We start from the raw sequence: 15,281 nt of genomic DNA on the forward strand, positions 1-15,281 counted from the left end.
GTGGGGATCTTGCCGGTGGGAAGGAGGAGGTGAAAGTCACCAAGTCCGAGGCTCCGGTGACTACTGGGGTCTGGTGCAACAGGGAGTAACTCCGCAGCGAGGCGGAGTGATCCGGGAACGGAGTTCTGCGTGGACATCGTCGTGAAGGGCCGCAAGACCGAGGTGCCCGAGCGGTTCCGCAAGCACGTGGCCGAGAAGCTGAAGCTGGAGAAGATCCAGAAGCTCGACGGCAAGGTGATCAGCCTCGACGTCGAGGTGTCCAAGGAGCACAACCCGCGGCAGGCCGACCGGTGCGACCGGGTGGAGATCACGCTCCACTCCCGTGGCCCCGTCATCCGTGCGGAAGCGGCCGCCTCCGATCCGTACGCGGCGCTCGATCTGGCCACCGGAAAGCTGGAGGCCCGGCTGCGCAAGCAGCACGAGAAGCGCCACAACCGGCGTGGCAACGGACGGCTTTCGGCCGCCGAGGTCGTCGAAGTCGTTCCTGATGCGGCTCAGTTGAACGCGAACGGCCAGACCGCGCGGGAAGAGGCCGCACAGGCCGTCCCCACCACCAGGATCGGCACGCTCGAAGTGCAGGGGGACGGGCCGCTGGTGGTCCGGGAGAAGAACCATGTGGCCGCGCCCATGACGCTTGATCAGGCTCTCTACGAGATGGAGCTGGTCGGGCACGATTTCTATCTCTTCGTCGATTCCGACACCAAGGAACCCAGCGTCGTCTACCGGCGCCATGCTTACGACTACGGAGTGATCCACCTCAGGTCCGACCCGTTCGCCGGCTCGGAGACGGGTGGCGCGGGCGGCGCCCTCGGCGGCTGAGCCACCGTTCGGCAGACCACGGGCACAGGGCCCGTGGAAGGGCCGGAAACCGGCTGGGACTCCGGCGGCGATCCGTGCTCCGGTGGTGCCCCTGAGCGCTCCCCGCGCCTCAGGGGCACCGGCGTCCGGCCGGAAGGATCACCGCACTGTCATCCAGGCATGAAATCATGGCGTCGCAAGCCAACAAGTGGTCTGCGAACTGCGGTTGGCCGGCTCTCATGAACTCGGGCCACTGGCCTTCAGGGGGAGGAACGATGGCGGACAGCTTCGGACCGGTGCACAGCGCGGACGATGCCGACAACACGGTCGGCGGCGCCCGGTCCGACGCCGACACGGACCGGGGCGGCTCCCGCAAGGAGCCGATCCGGGTCCTTGTCGTGGACGACCACGCCCTCTTCCGCCGCGGACTGGAGATCGTCCTCGCCCAGGAGGAGGACATCCAGGTCATCGGCGAGGCGGGCGACGGCGCGGAGGCCGTGGACAAGGCAGCCGACCTGCTGCCCGACATCGTGCTGATGGATGTACGGATGCCCAGGCGCGGCGGGATCGAGGCCTGCACCTCCATCAAGGAGGTGGCCCCCAGTGCCAAGATCATCATGCTGACGATCAGCGACGAGGAGGCCGATCTCTACGACGCGATCAAGGCGGGCGCCACCGGCTATCTCCTCAAGGAGATCTCCACCGATGAAGTGGCCACCGCGATCCGCGCCGTAGCAGACGGGCAGTCACAGATCAGTCCGTCCATGGCGTCCAAGCTGCTGACCGAGTTCAAGTCGATGATTCAGCGCACCGACGAGCGCAGACTGGTGCCCGCGCCACGTCTGACCGACCGTGAACTCGAAGTCCTCAAACTGGTCGCCACGGGAATGAACAACCGCGATATCGCCAAGGAGTTGTTCATCTCCGAGAACACCGTGAAGAACCATGTCCGCAATATCCTGGAGAAGTTGCAGCTCCACTCCCGGATGGAGGCCGTGGTCTACGCGATGCGGGAGAAGATCCTGGAGATCCGCTGAGTGGTCAGAGGCCGGCGAGCGCCTCGGTCAGCGGGCCCCGCAGCTCCGTTGCGTCGACGCGCTCGACCCGTACGTCCGAGCAGCCGACCCACTCCGCGGCCTCCCGCAGCGCCCGGGCCATCGGCAGCACGGCCTTGCGGGTCTGCAGGGACACCTGCTTGGCCACCAGCGTCCTGCCCTCGCGTGCCGGGTCGACCCGGCCCAGCAGTCTGCCGCCGGACAGCAGCGGCATCGCGAAATAGCCGTACACCCGCTTGGGCTTGGGGACATACGCCTCCAGCCGGTGGGTGAAGCCGAAGATCCGCTCCGTACGGGCCCGCTCCCAGATGAGGGAGTCGAACGGCGACAGCAGGGTCGTACGGTGCCGTCCGCGCGGGGTGGTCGCCAGCGCCTCGGGGTCGGCCCAGGCGGGCTTCCCCCATCCCTCGACCGTCACCGGCACCAGCCCCGAGTCCTCGACCACCGCGTCGAACTGCTCGCCCTTGAGCCGGTGGTAGTCCGCGATATCGGCGCGGGTGCCGACACCGAGGGAGCGGCCCGCGAGCCGGACGAGCCGGCGCAGGCACTCCCGGTCGTCCAGGTCGTCATGGAGGAGCTCGCCGGGGACGGCGCGCTCCGTCAGGTCGTACACCCGCTTCCAGCTACGCCGCCCGGTGCACACGACCTCGCCGTACATCAGCGCGCGCTCGACGGCGACCTTGGCCTCCGACCAGTCCCACCACGGCCCGCCGTTCTTGGCGCCGCCCAGTTCCGTGGCGGTCAGTGGGCCCTCCGTGCGCAACTGCTTGATCACCGCTTCGTACGCGCCGTCCCGCAGGTCGTGGTACCAGTGCGGGCGTGCGCGGTAGGCACGGCGGCGGAAGGCGAAGTGCGGCCACTCCTCGATGGGCAGGATGCACGCCGCATGGGACCAGTACTCGAAGGCGTGCGGCCGCGGTGACGACGCGCCGAGGGGCGCGGGCGTCCAGTAGGCGTCCTCGACGGTCTTGCGGCCGACGGCGCCCAGCCGTGCGTAAGGGATCAGTTCGTGCGACCGGGCCAGCACCGAGATCGTGTCGAGCTGGACGGCGCCGAGATGGCGCAGGACCCCCCGAACGCCGCCGCGCCGGTCGGGCACGCCGAGGAATCCCTGGGCGTCCAGGGCTATCCGGCGGGCCTCGTCGGCGGACAGTTCGGCGGCGGGCGGCGGCGCAGTCGTCATGGTCCGCACGATAGACCGCGCCACTGACAGTCAGCCGCGCGCGGGCAGATACGGATGCGTGCTCGGCAGCCCCAGATCGGACGGCAGCAGGCCCGCTATCCAGCAGTCACGCAGCGTGCCCTTGTTGAGCAGCCCCGCGCGCAGGACACCCTCGATCATGAAACCGGCCTTCTCCGCGACGGCCCGCGAGCCCGTGTTTCCGACCTCGGCACGCCACTCCAGCCGCTCCACGGCCAGCGCCGTGAAGGCCCAGCGGGCCACCGCCGTCACCGCCTCCGTCATGAAGCCGCGGCCCCGGTGCTCCCTGGCGGTCCAGAAACCCACCTCCCAGGCGCCGACGCGCGGGTGGTGCAGGCTGATCGCGGCGATCACCGGGCCGCCGTCGAGCGGCTCCACGACGAAGGTGTACTCGGTGTCCTGGCACCAGCCGTCCGGCACCGTGCGCCCGATGAAGTGCTCCGCGTGCTGCCGCTCGTACGGCGACGGGACCGGTATCCAGCGCTGGATGTCCGGATCCTGGCAGGCCGCGAGGACCGCGTCGGTGTCGGCCGGCTCCGGCACGCGCAGCCGTAGCCGCCGGGTGGTGAGAATGAGGGGTTCCATGCCCGGATTCTGCCGAGGCGTGCCGCTTATCACGAGTACATTTCCCGGGGCACCGGCACCTTCGGCCGGTTCCGCGCGTTCTCTTTGCGGGTGACAGCAGGCCGGCGTGACGGCGGCCCTCCCGGCGCGGGCGGGTCCTCGCTTACGATGGCCGTTGCGGTGGGGCCCGCCTGCCGTGCCCGCGCCCGTGTCCGTATCCGACTCACGTGCCAGGCCCGACCGGCAAGGAGACCAACCTCAGTGTCCGTCTTCAACAAGCTCATGCGTGCAGGCGAAGGCAAGATCCTGCGCAAACTGCACCGCATCGCGGACCAGGTCAACTCCATCGAAGAGGACTTCGTGAGCCTCTCCGACGCCGAGTTGAGGGCGCTCACCGCCGAGTACAAGGAGCGGTTCGCCGACGGTGAGAGCCTGGACGACCTGCTTCCCGAGGCCTTCGCGACCGTTCGCGAGGCGGCCAAGCGCGTCCTTGGCCAGCGTCACTACGACGTCCAGCTCATGGGCGGCGCCGCGCTGCATCTCGGCTATGTCGCCGAGATGAAGACCGGCGAGGGCAAGACCCTCGTCGGCACGCTGCCCGCCTATCTGAACGCGCTGTCCGGCAAGGGCGTCCACCTGATCACGGTGAACGACTATCTGGCCGAGCGCGACTCCGAGATGATGGGCCGCGTCCACAAGTTCCTCGGCCTGGAAGTCGGCTGCATCCTGGCGAACATGACTCCGGCGCAGCGCCGTGAGCAGTACGCCTGCGACATCACCTACGGCACGAACAACGAGTTCGGCTTCGACTACCTCCGCGACAACATGGCGTGGTCACGGGAGGAGCTGGTCCAGCGCGGTCACAATTACGCGATCGTCGACGAGGTCGACTCGATCCTGGTCGACGAGGCCCGTACGCCGCTGATCATCTCCGGCCCCGCCGACCAGGCCACCAAGTGGTACGGCGACTTCGCCAAGCTCGTCACCCGGCTGACCAGGGGCGAGGCCGGCAATCCGCTCAAGGGCATCGACGAGACCGGCGACTACGAGGTCGACGAGAAGAAGCGCACCGTCGCCATCCACGAGTCGGGCGTCGCCAAGGTCGAGGACTGGCTGGGCATCGACAATCTGTACGAGTCGGTGAACACCCCGCTCGTCGGTTATCTGAACAATGCCATCAAGGCCAAGGAACTGTTCAAGAACGACAAGGACTATGTCGTCATCGACGGCGAAGTCATGATCGTCGACGAGCACACCGGCCGTATCCTCGCGGGCCGCCGCTACAACGAGGGCATGCACCAGGCGATCGAGGCGAAGGAAGGGGTGGACATCAAGGACGAGAACCAGACCCTTGCCACCATCACCCTCCAGAACTTCTTCCGCCTCTACGGCAAGCTCTCCGGCATGACCGGTACGGCCATGACCGAGGCCGCCGAGTTCCACCAGATCTACAAGCTGGGCGTCGTGCCGATCCCGACGAACCGGCCCATGGTCCGGGTGGACCAGTCCGACCTGATCTACCGCACCGAGGTCGCCAAGTTCGCGGCGGTCGTCGACGACATCGCCGAGAAGCACGACAAGGGGCAGCCGATCCTGGTCGGCACCACCTCGGTCGAGAAGTCCGAGTACCTCTCGCAGCAGCTCAGCAAGCGCGGTGTCCAGCACGAGGTGCTCAACGCCAAGCAGCACGACCGGGAGGCGACGATCGTCGCCCAGGCCGGCCGCAAGGGCGCCGTCACGGTCGCGACGAACATGGCCGGCCGTGGTACGGACATCAAGCTCGGCGGCAACCCCGACGATCTGGCGGAGGCGGAGCTGCGCCAGCGCGGGCTCGACCCCGTCGAGCACGTCGAGGAGTGGGCGGCGGCCCTGCCCGCCGCGCTGGAGAAGGCCGAGCAGGCGGTCAAGGCGGAGTTCGAGGAGGTCAAGGAGCTGGGCGGGCTCTATGTCCTCGGCACCGAGCGCCATGAGTCGCGCCGTATCGACAATCAGCTCCGTGGCCGTTCCGGACGCCAGGGCGACCCTGGCGAGTCCCGGTTCTATCTGTCGCTCGGCGACGATCTGATGCGTCTCTTCAAGGCGCAGATGGTCGAGCGCGTCATGGCCATGGCCAATGTGCCCGACGACGTCCCCATCGAGAACAAGATGGTGACGCGGGCCATCGCCTCCGCGCAGTCGCAGGTCGAGCAGCAGAACTTCGAGACGCGTAAGAACGTCCTGAAGTACGACGAGGTCCTCAACCGGCAGCGTGAGGTCATCTACGGCGAGCGCCGCCGTGTCCTGGAGGGCGAGGACCTGCATGAGCAGGTGCGCCACTTCATGGACGACACGATCGACGCGTACATCCAGGCCGAGACCGTCGAGGGCTTCGCCGAGGAGTGGGACCTGGACCGGCTGTGGGGCGCCTTCAAGCAGCTCTACCCGGTGAAGGCCACCATCGAGGAGCTGGAGGAGGCGGCCGGCGACCGCGCCGGGATCACCGCCGAGTTCATCGCGGAGTCCATCAAGGACGATGTCCACGAGCAGTACGAGGACCGCGAGAAGCAGCTCGGCTCGGACATCATGCGTGAGCTGGAGCGGCGCGTCGTGCTCTCCGTCCTGGACCGCAAGTGGCGCGAGCACCTCTACGAGATGGACTACCTCCAGGAGGGCATCGGCCTCCGCGCGATGGCACAGAAGGACCCGCTGGTCGAGTACCAGCGCGAGGGCTTCGACATGTTCAACGCCATGATGGAGGGCATCAAGGAGGAGTCCGTCGGCTATCTGTTCAACCTGGAGGTCCAGGTCGAGCAGCAGGTCGAGGAGGTCCCGGTGGACGACGCGGCGGCGCGTCCGTCGCTCGCCAAGCAGGACACGGTGGCCGCGGGCACCTCGCGACCGGAGATCCGCGCGAAGGGGCTGGACGCGCCGCAGCGGCCCGACCGGCTGCACTTCTCCGCTCCCACGGTGGACGGCGAGGGCGGGATCGTCGAGGGCGACTTCCAGAACGCGGAGGGGCCGACGCGGTCCACGACGGACGGGCTGACGCGGGCCGAGCGGCGCAAGGCGCAGAAGGGCGGCGGTGGCGGGCGTCGCCGCAAGAAGTAGGTCCTTCTGTAGGAAGTCCGTCGCGGTCGGTCGCGGGAGGACCAGCGGGTCGGGATACGGGCCGGGGTGCGCACATGTGGTGCGTGCCCCGGCCCGTTCCTGTGCCGTGTGCGGCTGCCTGCCATGGGGCTTACGGCGCGCTGCTCAGGGCGTGCCGTTCACGGTGTGCCCTGTGCCGTTCGGGTTCCGGCCGTCGGCGCGTACGCCGGGTTCGCCGCCCAGTTCGACGGCGGCACAGCGCCAGCGCAGATCGGCGCTCTGTTCCAGCCGGAATGCCATGGCGCGGATCTGATCTCCCGCGGCGATGCTGGCGCAGGCCTCGACCACGCCCGGCCGCGGCTGGGAGCCATGGCAGGTACGGATGACGGGGACCGCGCCCCGGGCCCTGAGCGGGGTGCCGGGGGCGAGCCGGACGAGCTGTTCGTACGCCTCTCCGATGGTCCGGCCCAGCATCCAGTGCACCGGGCGGTGGCCGCTGAGGACGGCCAGCAGGCGTTCCGCGAAGAGTTCGTGCGGGGCCGGCTGGCGGCGGCGCTGCGGGCGTACGGTGCCGGGCCTGCGTGGGTCGCGGCGGCCCGGGGGCCGGGGCGCGGCGACGGTCCTGGCCGCCGCGCGGTCCGCCCTGGTGCGGGCGGGAGCGGTGGTGTTCGTGCGGGTAGTGGTGCCGGTGCGGCTGGTGATGTCCGTGTGGGTAGTGGTGCCGGTGTGGGTGGTGGTGCCGGTCGTGTCGGTCGCATGCATGCAGATCGCCCCCGTTCTGCCCGTCCGGTCCGATACCGGTCGGTAACTTGTGTTGGGGGATCTTTTACGGGCTCGGGGTGACGGCCGCAAGGCGGGTACGCCATCGGGGTACGGAGCGCCGGAATCACCTGTCCGAGTGACCGGCGGGCGGCCGTGGGCGGGAGCGCGGGGTGCGGAGCGGCTTTCGGTGGACGCTCCGGCACTCCCTGAGCATCACCCCGAAGAGGGACTCCCGGACGTATCCTTGAGTGCTCTCCCGACGATGAAAGCGGCCACCTCATGCGCGTCTATGTCCCCTTGACCCTGTCCGGACTGGCGGAGGCGTACAAGACGGGTGAAGTGGGGCCGGGGCCGCTGATCGCCTATGCGGTGACCCCGGGGCTGCGGGAGTGGTACGTCTCGGACGACATCGAGGAGCTGGAGTACGCGGCGCTGAACCGGGCCGCCGCCGCCTCGCTGCGGCTGCTTGCCGCCGATCCCGGGGTCGGAAGGCGCCGGGTGGTCCTCGCGGCGGACGTGCCGGACCGGGAGGCCGTGTCGGACCCGGACCGGGGGCTGGACGCGGCGACGCTGGGCGAGGTGCGGATCGCCTCACCGGTCGCGCTGGCCCGGGCGGCGGCGGTGCATGTCGACTCGGACGAGGCGGACGAGGACGTGACGGCCGCCGCGGCGGCGCTGGGGGCGGCGGACCACGGGGACGACGACGCGCAGTTCACGGTGGACGGCGCGGAGGACCACGAACTGCTCTGGTACGGGGTCCAGGAGATCCCGAACCTCATCGGCTGAGCGCCGGGCACGGCACGCCGGGGCAGGTTATCCACAGGCAGGGCTCGATCCGGGCCGTTGTCGGACCCGGCCGGTACGGTTTCTGCCATGGGGAAGCAGAACACACATCTGGTCTGGGACTGGAACGGCACGATTCTCGACGACATCGACGCGGTCATCGGGGCGACCAACGCGGCCTTCGCGGAGATAGGGCTGGAGCCCATCACGCTGGACCGCTATCGGGAGCTGTACTGCGTGCCGATTCCGCGGTTCTACGAGCGGATGATGGGGCGCCTGCCGAGCGACGCCGAGTGGCTCGTCATGGACGAGGCCTTCCACCGGCACTACACGGAGCGGCGCGTGCACTGCGGGCTCACGGCGGGGGCCGAGGAGCTGCTTGAGGAGTGGCGGCGGGCCGGGCGGAGCCAGTCGCTGCTGAGCATGTACGGGCACGAGGAGCTGGTCCCGACCGTGCGGGGGTACGGGATCGAGCGCCACTTCGTCCGGGTCGACGGGCGCACGGGGCCTTCGGGCGGCAGCAAGGCGGTGCACATGGAGCGCCATCTGATCGCGCTGGCGGACACGGGCGCGATATCCGCCGAGCACACGGTGGTGATCGGCGACGCGGTCGACGACGCGGTGGCGGCCGCGCATGTGGGGGCGCGGGCCGTGCTCTACACCGGTGGGACGAACAGCAGGGCCAGCCTGGAGGCGGTGGGTGTCCCGGTGGTGGACACCCTGGCGGAGGCGGTCGCGACGGCACAGAGCCTGTGAGGGGCCGGGCCTCCGGGCAGGAGCTGCCGCAGCGGGCCACCGGCGCTGCACAGGGTCGGCGGGCCACCGGTGCTGCACAGGGCACCGACGCGCGGAGCCTGTGACGCCACGCCGTGAGGCGCCGCAGGCCGGGCGGGGGGCGGCGCCGCGGTGACGGGTGCGGGCAGGACGGGGCAGGTGACGGGGGTGAGGTGACGGGGTCAGGTGACGGGGGCCTTCGCTCGGAGGACCGTGAGGAATTCACGCATCCAGGCCGAGTGGTCGGGCCAGGCACGGGAGGAGACGATATTGCCGTCCACCACCGCCTCGGTGTCCTGGAAGGTGGCTCCGGCGGCCTGCATGTCGAGTTCCAGCGCCGGGTAGGCGGTGACGCGGCGGCCGGCCAGTTCACCGAGGGCGGCGGTGAGGAGGGGGCCGTGGCAGATCTGGGCGACCGGCTTGTCGGCGTCGAAGAAGGACTTCAGGATCTTGCGCAGCTCCGCGTCGCCCCTCAGATACTCGGGGGCGCGGCCGCCCGGGATGACGACGGCGGCGTACTGCGTGGGGTCGACCTCGGAGAAGGCGAGGTCGGCGGGCCAGGTGTAGCCGGGCTTCTCGGTGTAGGTGTCGAAACCGGGCTCGAAGTCGTGGACGACGAACCGGAGCTTCTTGCGGGTGGGGGCCGCGATATGGACCTCGTACCCCTCCTCGCGCAGACGCTGATAGGGATAGAGGACTTCGAGGGACTCGGCGGCGTCGCCGGTGACGATCAGAACCTTGGCTGTCATGACTGCTCCCGGAAGGGGTGGGTCGATCCGTCCATCTGTCGAGAATCTGTCCATATGTCGACCAGTGTCGTCCCCTGGGCCGCTTCCCGTCCCGGCCCGCGCGGTCCGTGTCGCTGTCCAGAGTGTCAAAGTTGGGCGCCGTCTTTTGCACATGCGGCTCATGACGGCCTTCCGGTGAGGGGATATAGCCTTGGGCGGTGATCAGTGCGATATGCCGTGGGGGCAGTGAGGCCTCCCGCCCGTGCCCGGAGCGCCACAGCGTCCGGACGACCGCTGATCGCCACGGTCCGGGCCGGCCGCCAAAATTGGCCAATAACGCCCCGGACATCTCTCATCGCGGCATAACGTCGACCTCGACCGGAAACCCCGCGTCGTGGCGTTGCGTCGCATCCTTCACCAACGTCACGCAATGGCGCGCGACAGGAGTCAGAGGACATGCAGATCAAGCTGGACGAAGCCAAGGCTGAGCTGCTGGAACAGGCGGCCCGGGCCGCTGAGAACAGCCCGGCGGGGTGGACCGGGGCGCTCGGGGGCGGCCCCCGGGAGGACGAGGCGGCGCCCGGCGCCCGTGACGGCGCGCCCGCCGGCGCCCCAGGCGTGCCCGGCGGCGGTGCCGGTCTGGACGGCCAGGGCGCGCTCCGTGCGTACCTCCAGCGTTACTACCTGCACACGGCCCCCGAGGACCTCTCCGACCGCGATCCGGTCGACATCCTCGGCGCGGCGCTTTCGCACTACCGGCTGGCGGGACACCGCCCGCAGGGGACGGCCAGCGTACGGGTGCACACCCCGACGGTCGAGGAGAACGGCTGGACGTGCAGCCACTCCGTGGTCGAGGTGGTCACGGACGACATGCCGTTCCTGGTGGACTCCGTCACCAATGAGCTGTCCCGTCAGGGCCGCGGTATCCACGCGGTGATCCACCCGCAGGTCGTCGTACGCCGTGATGTCACCGGCAAGCTGATCGAGGTCCTCCCCGAGGCGAACGCCTCCGCAGCCGACCGGTCCCACGATGTGCTGATCGAGTCCTGGATCCATGTCGAGATCGACCGCGAGACCGACCGCGCCGATCTCAAGCAGATGACCGCCGACCTGCTCCGTGTCCTGTCCGACGTCCGCGAGACCGTCGAGGACTGGAAGAAGATGCGCGACTCCGCGCTGCGCATCGCCGAGGAACTGCCCACCGAGCCGACCGCCGACGATCTGCGTGACCAGGAGGTCGAGGAGGCCCGCGAGCTGCTGCGCTGGCTCGCCGCCGACCACTTCACCTTCCTCGGGTACCGCGAGTATCAGCTCACCGACGCGGACGCCCTGTCGGCCGTGCCCGGCACCGGTCTCGGCATCCTGCGCTCCGACCCCCAGCAGAGCGAGGACGACGACCATCCGGTCAGCCCGTCCTTCAGCCGGCTGCCCGCCGACGCCCGCGCCAAGGCCCGCGAGCACAAGCTGCTCGTCCTCACCAAGGCCAACAGCCGCTCCACCGTTCACCGGTCGGGCTATCTCGACTATGTCGGGGTGAAGAAGTTCGACGACAAGGGCAATGTCGTCGGCGAGCGGCGTTTCCTCGGGCTCTTCTCCTCGGCCGCGTACACCGAGTCCGTACGGCGGGTCCCGGTGATCCGGCGCAAGGTCGCCGAGGTGCTGGAGGGCGCGGGCTTCTCGCCCGACAGCCACGACGGCCGCGATCTGCTCCAGATCCTGGAGACCTATCCGCGCGACGAGCTGTTCCAGACGCCGGTCGACCAGCTCCGTTCGATCGTCACCAGCGTGCTCTACCTCCAGGAGCGCAGACGGCTGCGGCTGTATCTGCGCCAGGACGAGTACGGGCGGTACTACTCGGCCCTCGTCTACCTGCCGCGCGACCGGTACACCACCGGCGTCCGGCTGCGGCTGGTCGACATCCTCAAGGAGGAGCTGGGCGGCTCCAGCGTCGACTTCACCGCGTGGAACACCGAATCGATCCTGTCCAGGCTCCACTTCGTCGTCCGCGTCCCCCGGGGCACCGAGCTGGCCAAGCTCACCGACGCCGACACCGAGCGGATCGAGGCCCGGCTCGTCGAGGCCGCCCGCTCCTGGAGCGACGCCTTCGGCGAGGCGCTGAACGCCGAATGCGGCGAGGAGCGCGCCGCCGAGCTGCTGCGCCAGTACGGCAACGCGTTCCCCGAGGGGTACAAGGCGGACCACTCGCCGCGCGCCGCCGTCGCGGACCTGGTGCATCTGGAGGCGCTCAGCAAGGCCGAGTCGGACTTCTCGCTCTCGCTGTACGAGCCGGTCGGCGCGGGTCCCGGCGAGCGGCGCTTCAAGATCTACCGCTCGGGCGAGCAGGTCTCGCTCTCCGCCGTCCTGCCCGTGCTCCAGCGGCTCGGGGTGGAGGTCGTCGACGAGCGTCCGTACGAGCTGCGCTGCACCGACCGTACGATCGCCTGGATCTACGACTTCGGCCTGCGGATGCCGCTTGGCGGCGCGGACGGCGACTATCTCGCCGATGACGCCCGCGAGCGCTTCCAGGACGCCTTCGCGGCGGTCTGGACCGGCGCCGCGGAGAACGACGGCTTCAACTCCCTTGTCCTGCGCGCCGGTCTGGACTGGCGGCAGGCGATGGTGCTGCGCGCGTACGCCAAGTATCTGCGCCAGTCGGGCACGACCTTCAGCCAGGACTACATGGAGGACACCCTCCGCAGTAATGTCCACACCACCCGGCTGCTGGTCTCCCTCTTCGAGGCCAGGATGTCGCCGGAGCGCCAGCGCGCCGGCACGGAGCTGACGGAGGCGATGCTGGAGGAGCTGGACGGCGCCCTCGACCAGGTCGCGAGCCTGGACGAGGACCGGATCCTCAGGTCCTTCCTCACCCTCATCAAGGCCACGCTCCGTACCAATTTCTTCCAGGGTGCCGACGGGAAGCGTGAGAGCAGGGGCGACAAGGACAAGCGGGGCGGGAAGAAGCAGGGCGGCCGGCACCACAGCTATGTGTCGATGAAGTTCGACCCGCAGGCCATCCCCGATCTGCCCGCTCCCCGCCCGGCGTACGAGATCTGGGTGTACTCACCGCGCGTCGAGGGCGTCCATCTGCGCTTCGGCAAGGTCGCCCGTGGCGGGCTGCGCTGGTCCGACCGGCGCGAGGACTTCCGTACGGAGGTGCTCGGCCTGGTCAAGGCGCAGATGGTGAAGAACACGGTGATCGTGCCGGTCGGCGCCAAGGGCGGCTTTGTCGCCAAGCAGCTTCCCGACCCGGCCGTGGACCGGGACGCCTGGCTCGCCGAAGGCATCGCCTCGTACAAGATCTTCATCTCGGCGCTGCTCGACATCACGGACAACATGGTCGCGGGCGAGGTCGTGCCGCCGGCCGACGTGGTCCGGCACGACGAGGACGACACGTATCTCGTCGTCGCCGCCGACAAGGGCACCGCGAGCTTCTCCGACATCGCCAACGAGGTCGCGCTCGCCTATGACTTCTGGCTCGGCGACGCCTTCGCCTCCGGCGGCAGCGCCGGATACGACCACAAGGGCATGGGCATCACGGCCCGCGGGGCGTGGGAGTCGGTCAAGCGGGACTTCCGCGAGCTGGGTCACGACACCCAGACCGAGGACTTCACGGTCGTCGGCGTCGGTGACATGTCCGGCGACGTGTTCGGCAACGGGATGCTGCTGTCCGAGCACATCCGGCTGGTCGCGGCCTTCGACCACCGGCACATTTTCCTCGATCCGCACCCGGACGCGGCCACCTCGTACGCCGAGCGCCGCAGGCTGTTCGAGCTGCCGCGCTCCTCGTGGGCGGACTACAACAAGCAGTTGCTGTCGCAGGGCGGCGGCATCCACCCCCGTACCGCCAAGTCGATCGCCGTCAACGCGCATGTCCGCGACGCCCTCGGCATCGAGCCCGGGGTCACCAAGCTGACCCCCGCCGAGCTGATGAAGGCGATCCTCAAGGCCCCGGTGGACCTGCTGTGGAACGGCGGGATCGGTACGTACGTCAAGGCCTCCACCGAGTCGAACGCCGATGTCGGCGACAAGGCCAACGACCCGATCCGCGTCAACGGCGAGGAGCTGCGGGTCAAGGCCGTCGGCGAGGGCGGCAATCTGGGGCTCACCCAGCTCGGCCGTATCGAGTTCGCGCGGCGCGGCGCGGGCGGCGCCGGCGGCAGGGTGAACACCGACGCGATCGACAACAGCGCCGGTGTGGACACCTCCGACCACGAGGTGAACATCAAGATCCTGCTCAACGGTCTGGTGGCGGAGGGCGATCTGACCGTCAAGCAGCGCAACAAGCTGCTCGCCGAGATGACCGACGAGGTCGGCGCGCTGGTGCTGCGCAACAACTACGCGCAGAACACCGCCCTCGCCAACGCCTGCTCCCAGGCGCCGTCCCTCCTCCACGCGCACCAGCGGTTCATGCGCAGGCTGGAGCGGGACGGACACCTTGACCGCGGGCTGGAGTTCCTGCCGACCGACCGGCAGATCCGCGAACTGCTGAGCGCGGGCAAGGGCCTGTCCCAGCCCGAGCTGGCGGTGCTGCTCGCGTACACCAAGATCACGGTGGCCGAGGAGCTGATCCACACCGGCCTGCCGGACGACCCGTATCTGCGCAAGCTGCTGCACGCGTACTTCCCCTCGGCGCTGCGCGAGCAGTTCCCCGAGCGGATCGACTCGCATGCCCTGCGCCGCGAGATCGTGACGACGGTGCTGGTCAACGACACCGTCAACAGCGGTGGTTCGACCTTCCTGCACCGGCTGCGCGAGGAGACCGGGGCGTCGACCGAGGAGATCGTCCGCGCACAGGCCTCGGCCAGGGACATCTTCGGGCTCAACGCGGTCTGGGACGCGGTGGAGGCGCTGGACAACCAGGTTTCCGCGGATGTCCAGACCCGGATCAGGCTGCACTCGCGCCGGCTGGTCGAGCGCGGTACGCGCTGGCTGCTGGGCAACCGGCCGCAGCCGCTGGAGATCACCGGCACCATCGAGTTCTTCGCGGCGGGAGTCGAGCGGGTGTGGGCGCAGTTGCCCACGATGCTGCGCGGCGCGGAGATGGAGTGGTACCAGCGCATTCTGGCGGAGCTGACCGAGGCGGGGGTCCCGGAGGAACTGGCCGTACGGGTCGCCGGGTTCTCGTCCGCCTTCCCGACGCTGGACATCGTGGCGATCGCGGACCGTACGGGACAGGACCCGCTCTCCGTTGCCGAGGTGTACTACGACCTCGGGGAGCGGCTGCGGATCACCCAGCTCAGGGACCGGATCGTGGAGCTGCCGCGGGCGGACCGCTGGCAGTCGATGGCCCGCGCCTCCATCCGCGAGGACCTGTACGCGGCGCATGCCGCGCTGACCGCGGATGTGCTGACCGTGGGCAATGGGAACTCGACGCCGGCGGAGCGCTTCACGGCGTGGGAGGGGAAGAACGCCGCGATCCTGTCCAGGGCACGGGCGACGCTGGAGGAGATCCAGGGGTCGGACGCGTTCGATCTGGCGAATCTGTCGGTCGCGATGCGGACGATGCGGACGCTGCTGCGTACGCATAGCTGATACGCGTACGCATGGTCG

At 69.4% G+C, this 15,281-nt stretch carries 10 protein-coding genes; 6 read left to right on the forward strand and 4 right to left on the reverse strand.

The annotated features are described in order from the left end of the window. Positions 1–129 precede the first annotated feature (129 nt). Together raiA and KQY30_RS22535 are read left to right on the forward strand one after the other, a co-directional pair. A complete protein-coding gene (gene raiA / locus KQY30_RS22530; protein ID WP_217308392.1) occupies positions 130–819 on the forward strand; it encodes a ribosome-associated translation inhibitor RaiA in 690 nt (229 codons plus the stop codon). A 254-nt stretch (positions 820–1,073) separates the two neighbouring features. Then, the gene (locus KQY30_RS22535) at positions 1,074–1,835 is read left to right on the forward strand and encodes a response regulator transcription factor (protein WP_046507242.1); all 762 of its coding nucleotides are present in this window, start codon (positions 1,074–1,076) and stop codon (positions 1,833–1,835) included. 4 nt (positions 1,836–1,839) lie between these two features. Here the strand turns inward: KQY30_RS22535 and KQY30_RS22540 are convergent, their stop codons facing one another. Continuing rightward, the gene (locus KQY30_RS22540) at positions 1,840–3,036 is read right to left on the reverse strand and encodes a winged helix-turn-helix domain-containing protein (protein WP_217308393.1); all 1,197 of its coding nucleotides are present in this window, start codon (positions 3,034–3,036) and stop codon (positions 1,840–1,842) included. A gap of 30 nt (positions 3,037–3,066) precedes the next feature. Then, complete coding sequence (locus KQY30_RS22545) at positions 3,067–3,639, reverse strand: GNAT family N-acetyltransferase (protein ID WP_217308394.1); 573 nt, start codon at positions 3,637–3,639, stop codon at positions 3,067–3,069. Between the two features lie 240 nt (positions 3,640–3,879). Here KQY30_RS22545 and secA point away from each other — a divergent pair, with 240 nt between their 5' ends. After that, positions 3,880–6,705 carry a preprotein translocase subunit SecA gene (gene secA, locus KQY30_RS22550; RefSeq protein ID WP_217308395.1) on the forward strand — a complete coding sequence of 942 codons (2,826 nt, stop codon included), beginning with the start codon at positions 3,880–3,882 and terminating at the stop codon, positions 6,703–6,705. Positions 6,706–6,849: 144 nt separating this feature from the next. On the opposite strand, the gene KQY30_RS36640 is transcribed toward secA, so the two are convergent. Then, entirely contained in the window at positions 6,850–7,386 is a 537-nt protein-coding gene (locus KQY30_RS36640) for an Rv3235 family protein (RefSeq protein ID WP_254407658.1), read from the reverse strand. Between the two features lie 339 nt (positions 7,387–7,725). Here KQY30_RS36640 and KQY30_RS22560 point away from each other — a divergent pair, with 339 nt between their 5' ends. Both KQY30_RS22560 and KQY30_RS22565 read left to right on the forward strand, forming a co-directional pair. Next, complete coding sequence (locus tag KQY30_RS22560) at positions 7,726–8,232, forward strand: hypothetical protein (protein ID WP_046507231.1); 507 nt, start codon at positions 7,726–7,728, stop codon at positions 8,230–8,232. An 87-nt stretch (positions 8,233–8,319) separates the two neighbouring features. Beyond that, a complete protein-coding gene (locus KQY30_RS22565; RefSeq protein WP_217308396.1) occupies positions 8,320–8,985 on the forward strand; it encodes an HAD family hydrolase in 666 nt (221 codons plus the stop codon). 200 nt (positions 8,986–9,185) lie between these two features. Here the strand turns inward: KQY30_RS22565 and KQY30_RS22570 are convergent, their stop codons facing one another. Next, positions 9,186–9,752 (reverse strand): DJ-1/PfpI family protein, encoded by a 567-nt coding sequence (locus tag KQY30_RS22570; RefSeq protein WP_217308397.1) that lies wholly within the window; start codon positions 9,750–9,752, stop codon positions 9,186–9,188. 435 nt (positions 9,753–10,187) lie between these two features. Here KQY30_RS22570 and KQY30_RS22575 point away from each other — a divergent pair, with 435 nt between their 5' ends. After that, the gene (locus tag KQY30_RS22575; RefSeq protein WP_217308398.1) at positions 10,188–15,263 is read left to right on the forward strand and encodes an NAD-glutamate dehydrogenase; all 5,076 of its coding nucleotides are present in this window, start codon (positions 10,188–10,190) and stop codon (positions 15,261–15,263) included. Positions 15,264–15,281: the final 18 nt, after the last annotated feature.

The organism is Streptomyces sp. GMY02 (genome assembly GCF_019056675.1).
Classification (GTDB): Bacteria; Actinomycetota; Actinomycetes; order Streptomycetales; family Streptomycetaceae; genus Streptomyces; species Streptomyces odonnellii.

Bases quoted from the DNA above. Each gene is read 5' to 3' on its own strand.
- KQY30_RS22545 (WP_217308394.1), bottom strand. From the start codon at position 3,639: ATGGAACCCCTCATTCTCACCACCCGGCGGCTACGGCTGCGCGTGCCG.
- KQY30_RS22575 (WP_217308398.1), top strand. From the start codon at position 10,188: ATGCAGATCAAGCTGGACGAAGCCAAGGCTGAGCTGCTGGAACAGGCG.
- KQY30_RS22570 (WP_217308397.1), bottom strand. From the start codon at position 9,752: ATGACAGCCAAGGTTCTGATCGTCACCGGCGACGCCGCCGAGTCCCTC.
- KQY30_RS22535 (WP_046507242.1), top strand. From the start codon at position 1,074: ATGGCGGACAGCTTCGGACCGGTGCACAGCGCGGACGATGCCGACAAC.
- KQY30_RS22540 (WP_217308393.1), bottom strand. From the start codon at position 3,036: ATGACGACTGCGCCGCCGCCCGCCGCCGAACTGTCCGCCGACGAGGCC.
- KQY30_RS22560 (WP_046507231.1), top strand. From the start codon at position 7,726: ATGCGCGTCTATGTCCCCTTGACCCTGTCCGGACTGGCGGAGGCGTAC.
- KQY30_RS22565 (WP_217308396.1), top strand. From the start codon at position 8,320: ATGGGGAAGCAGAACACACATCTGGTCTGGGACTGGAACGGCACGATT.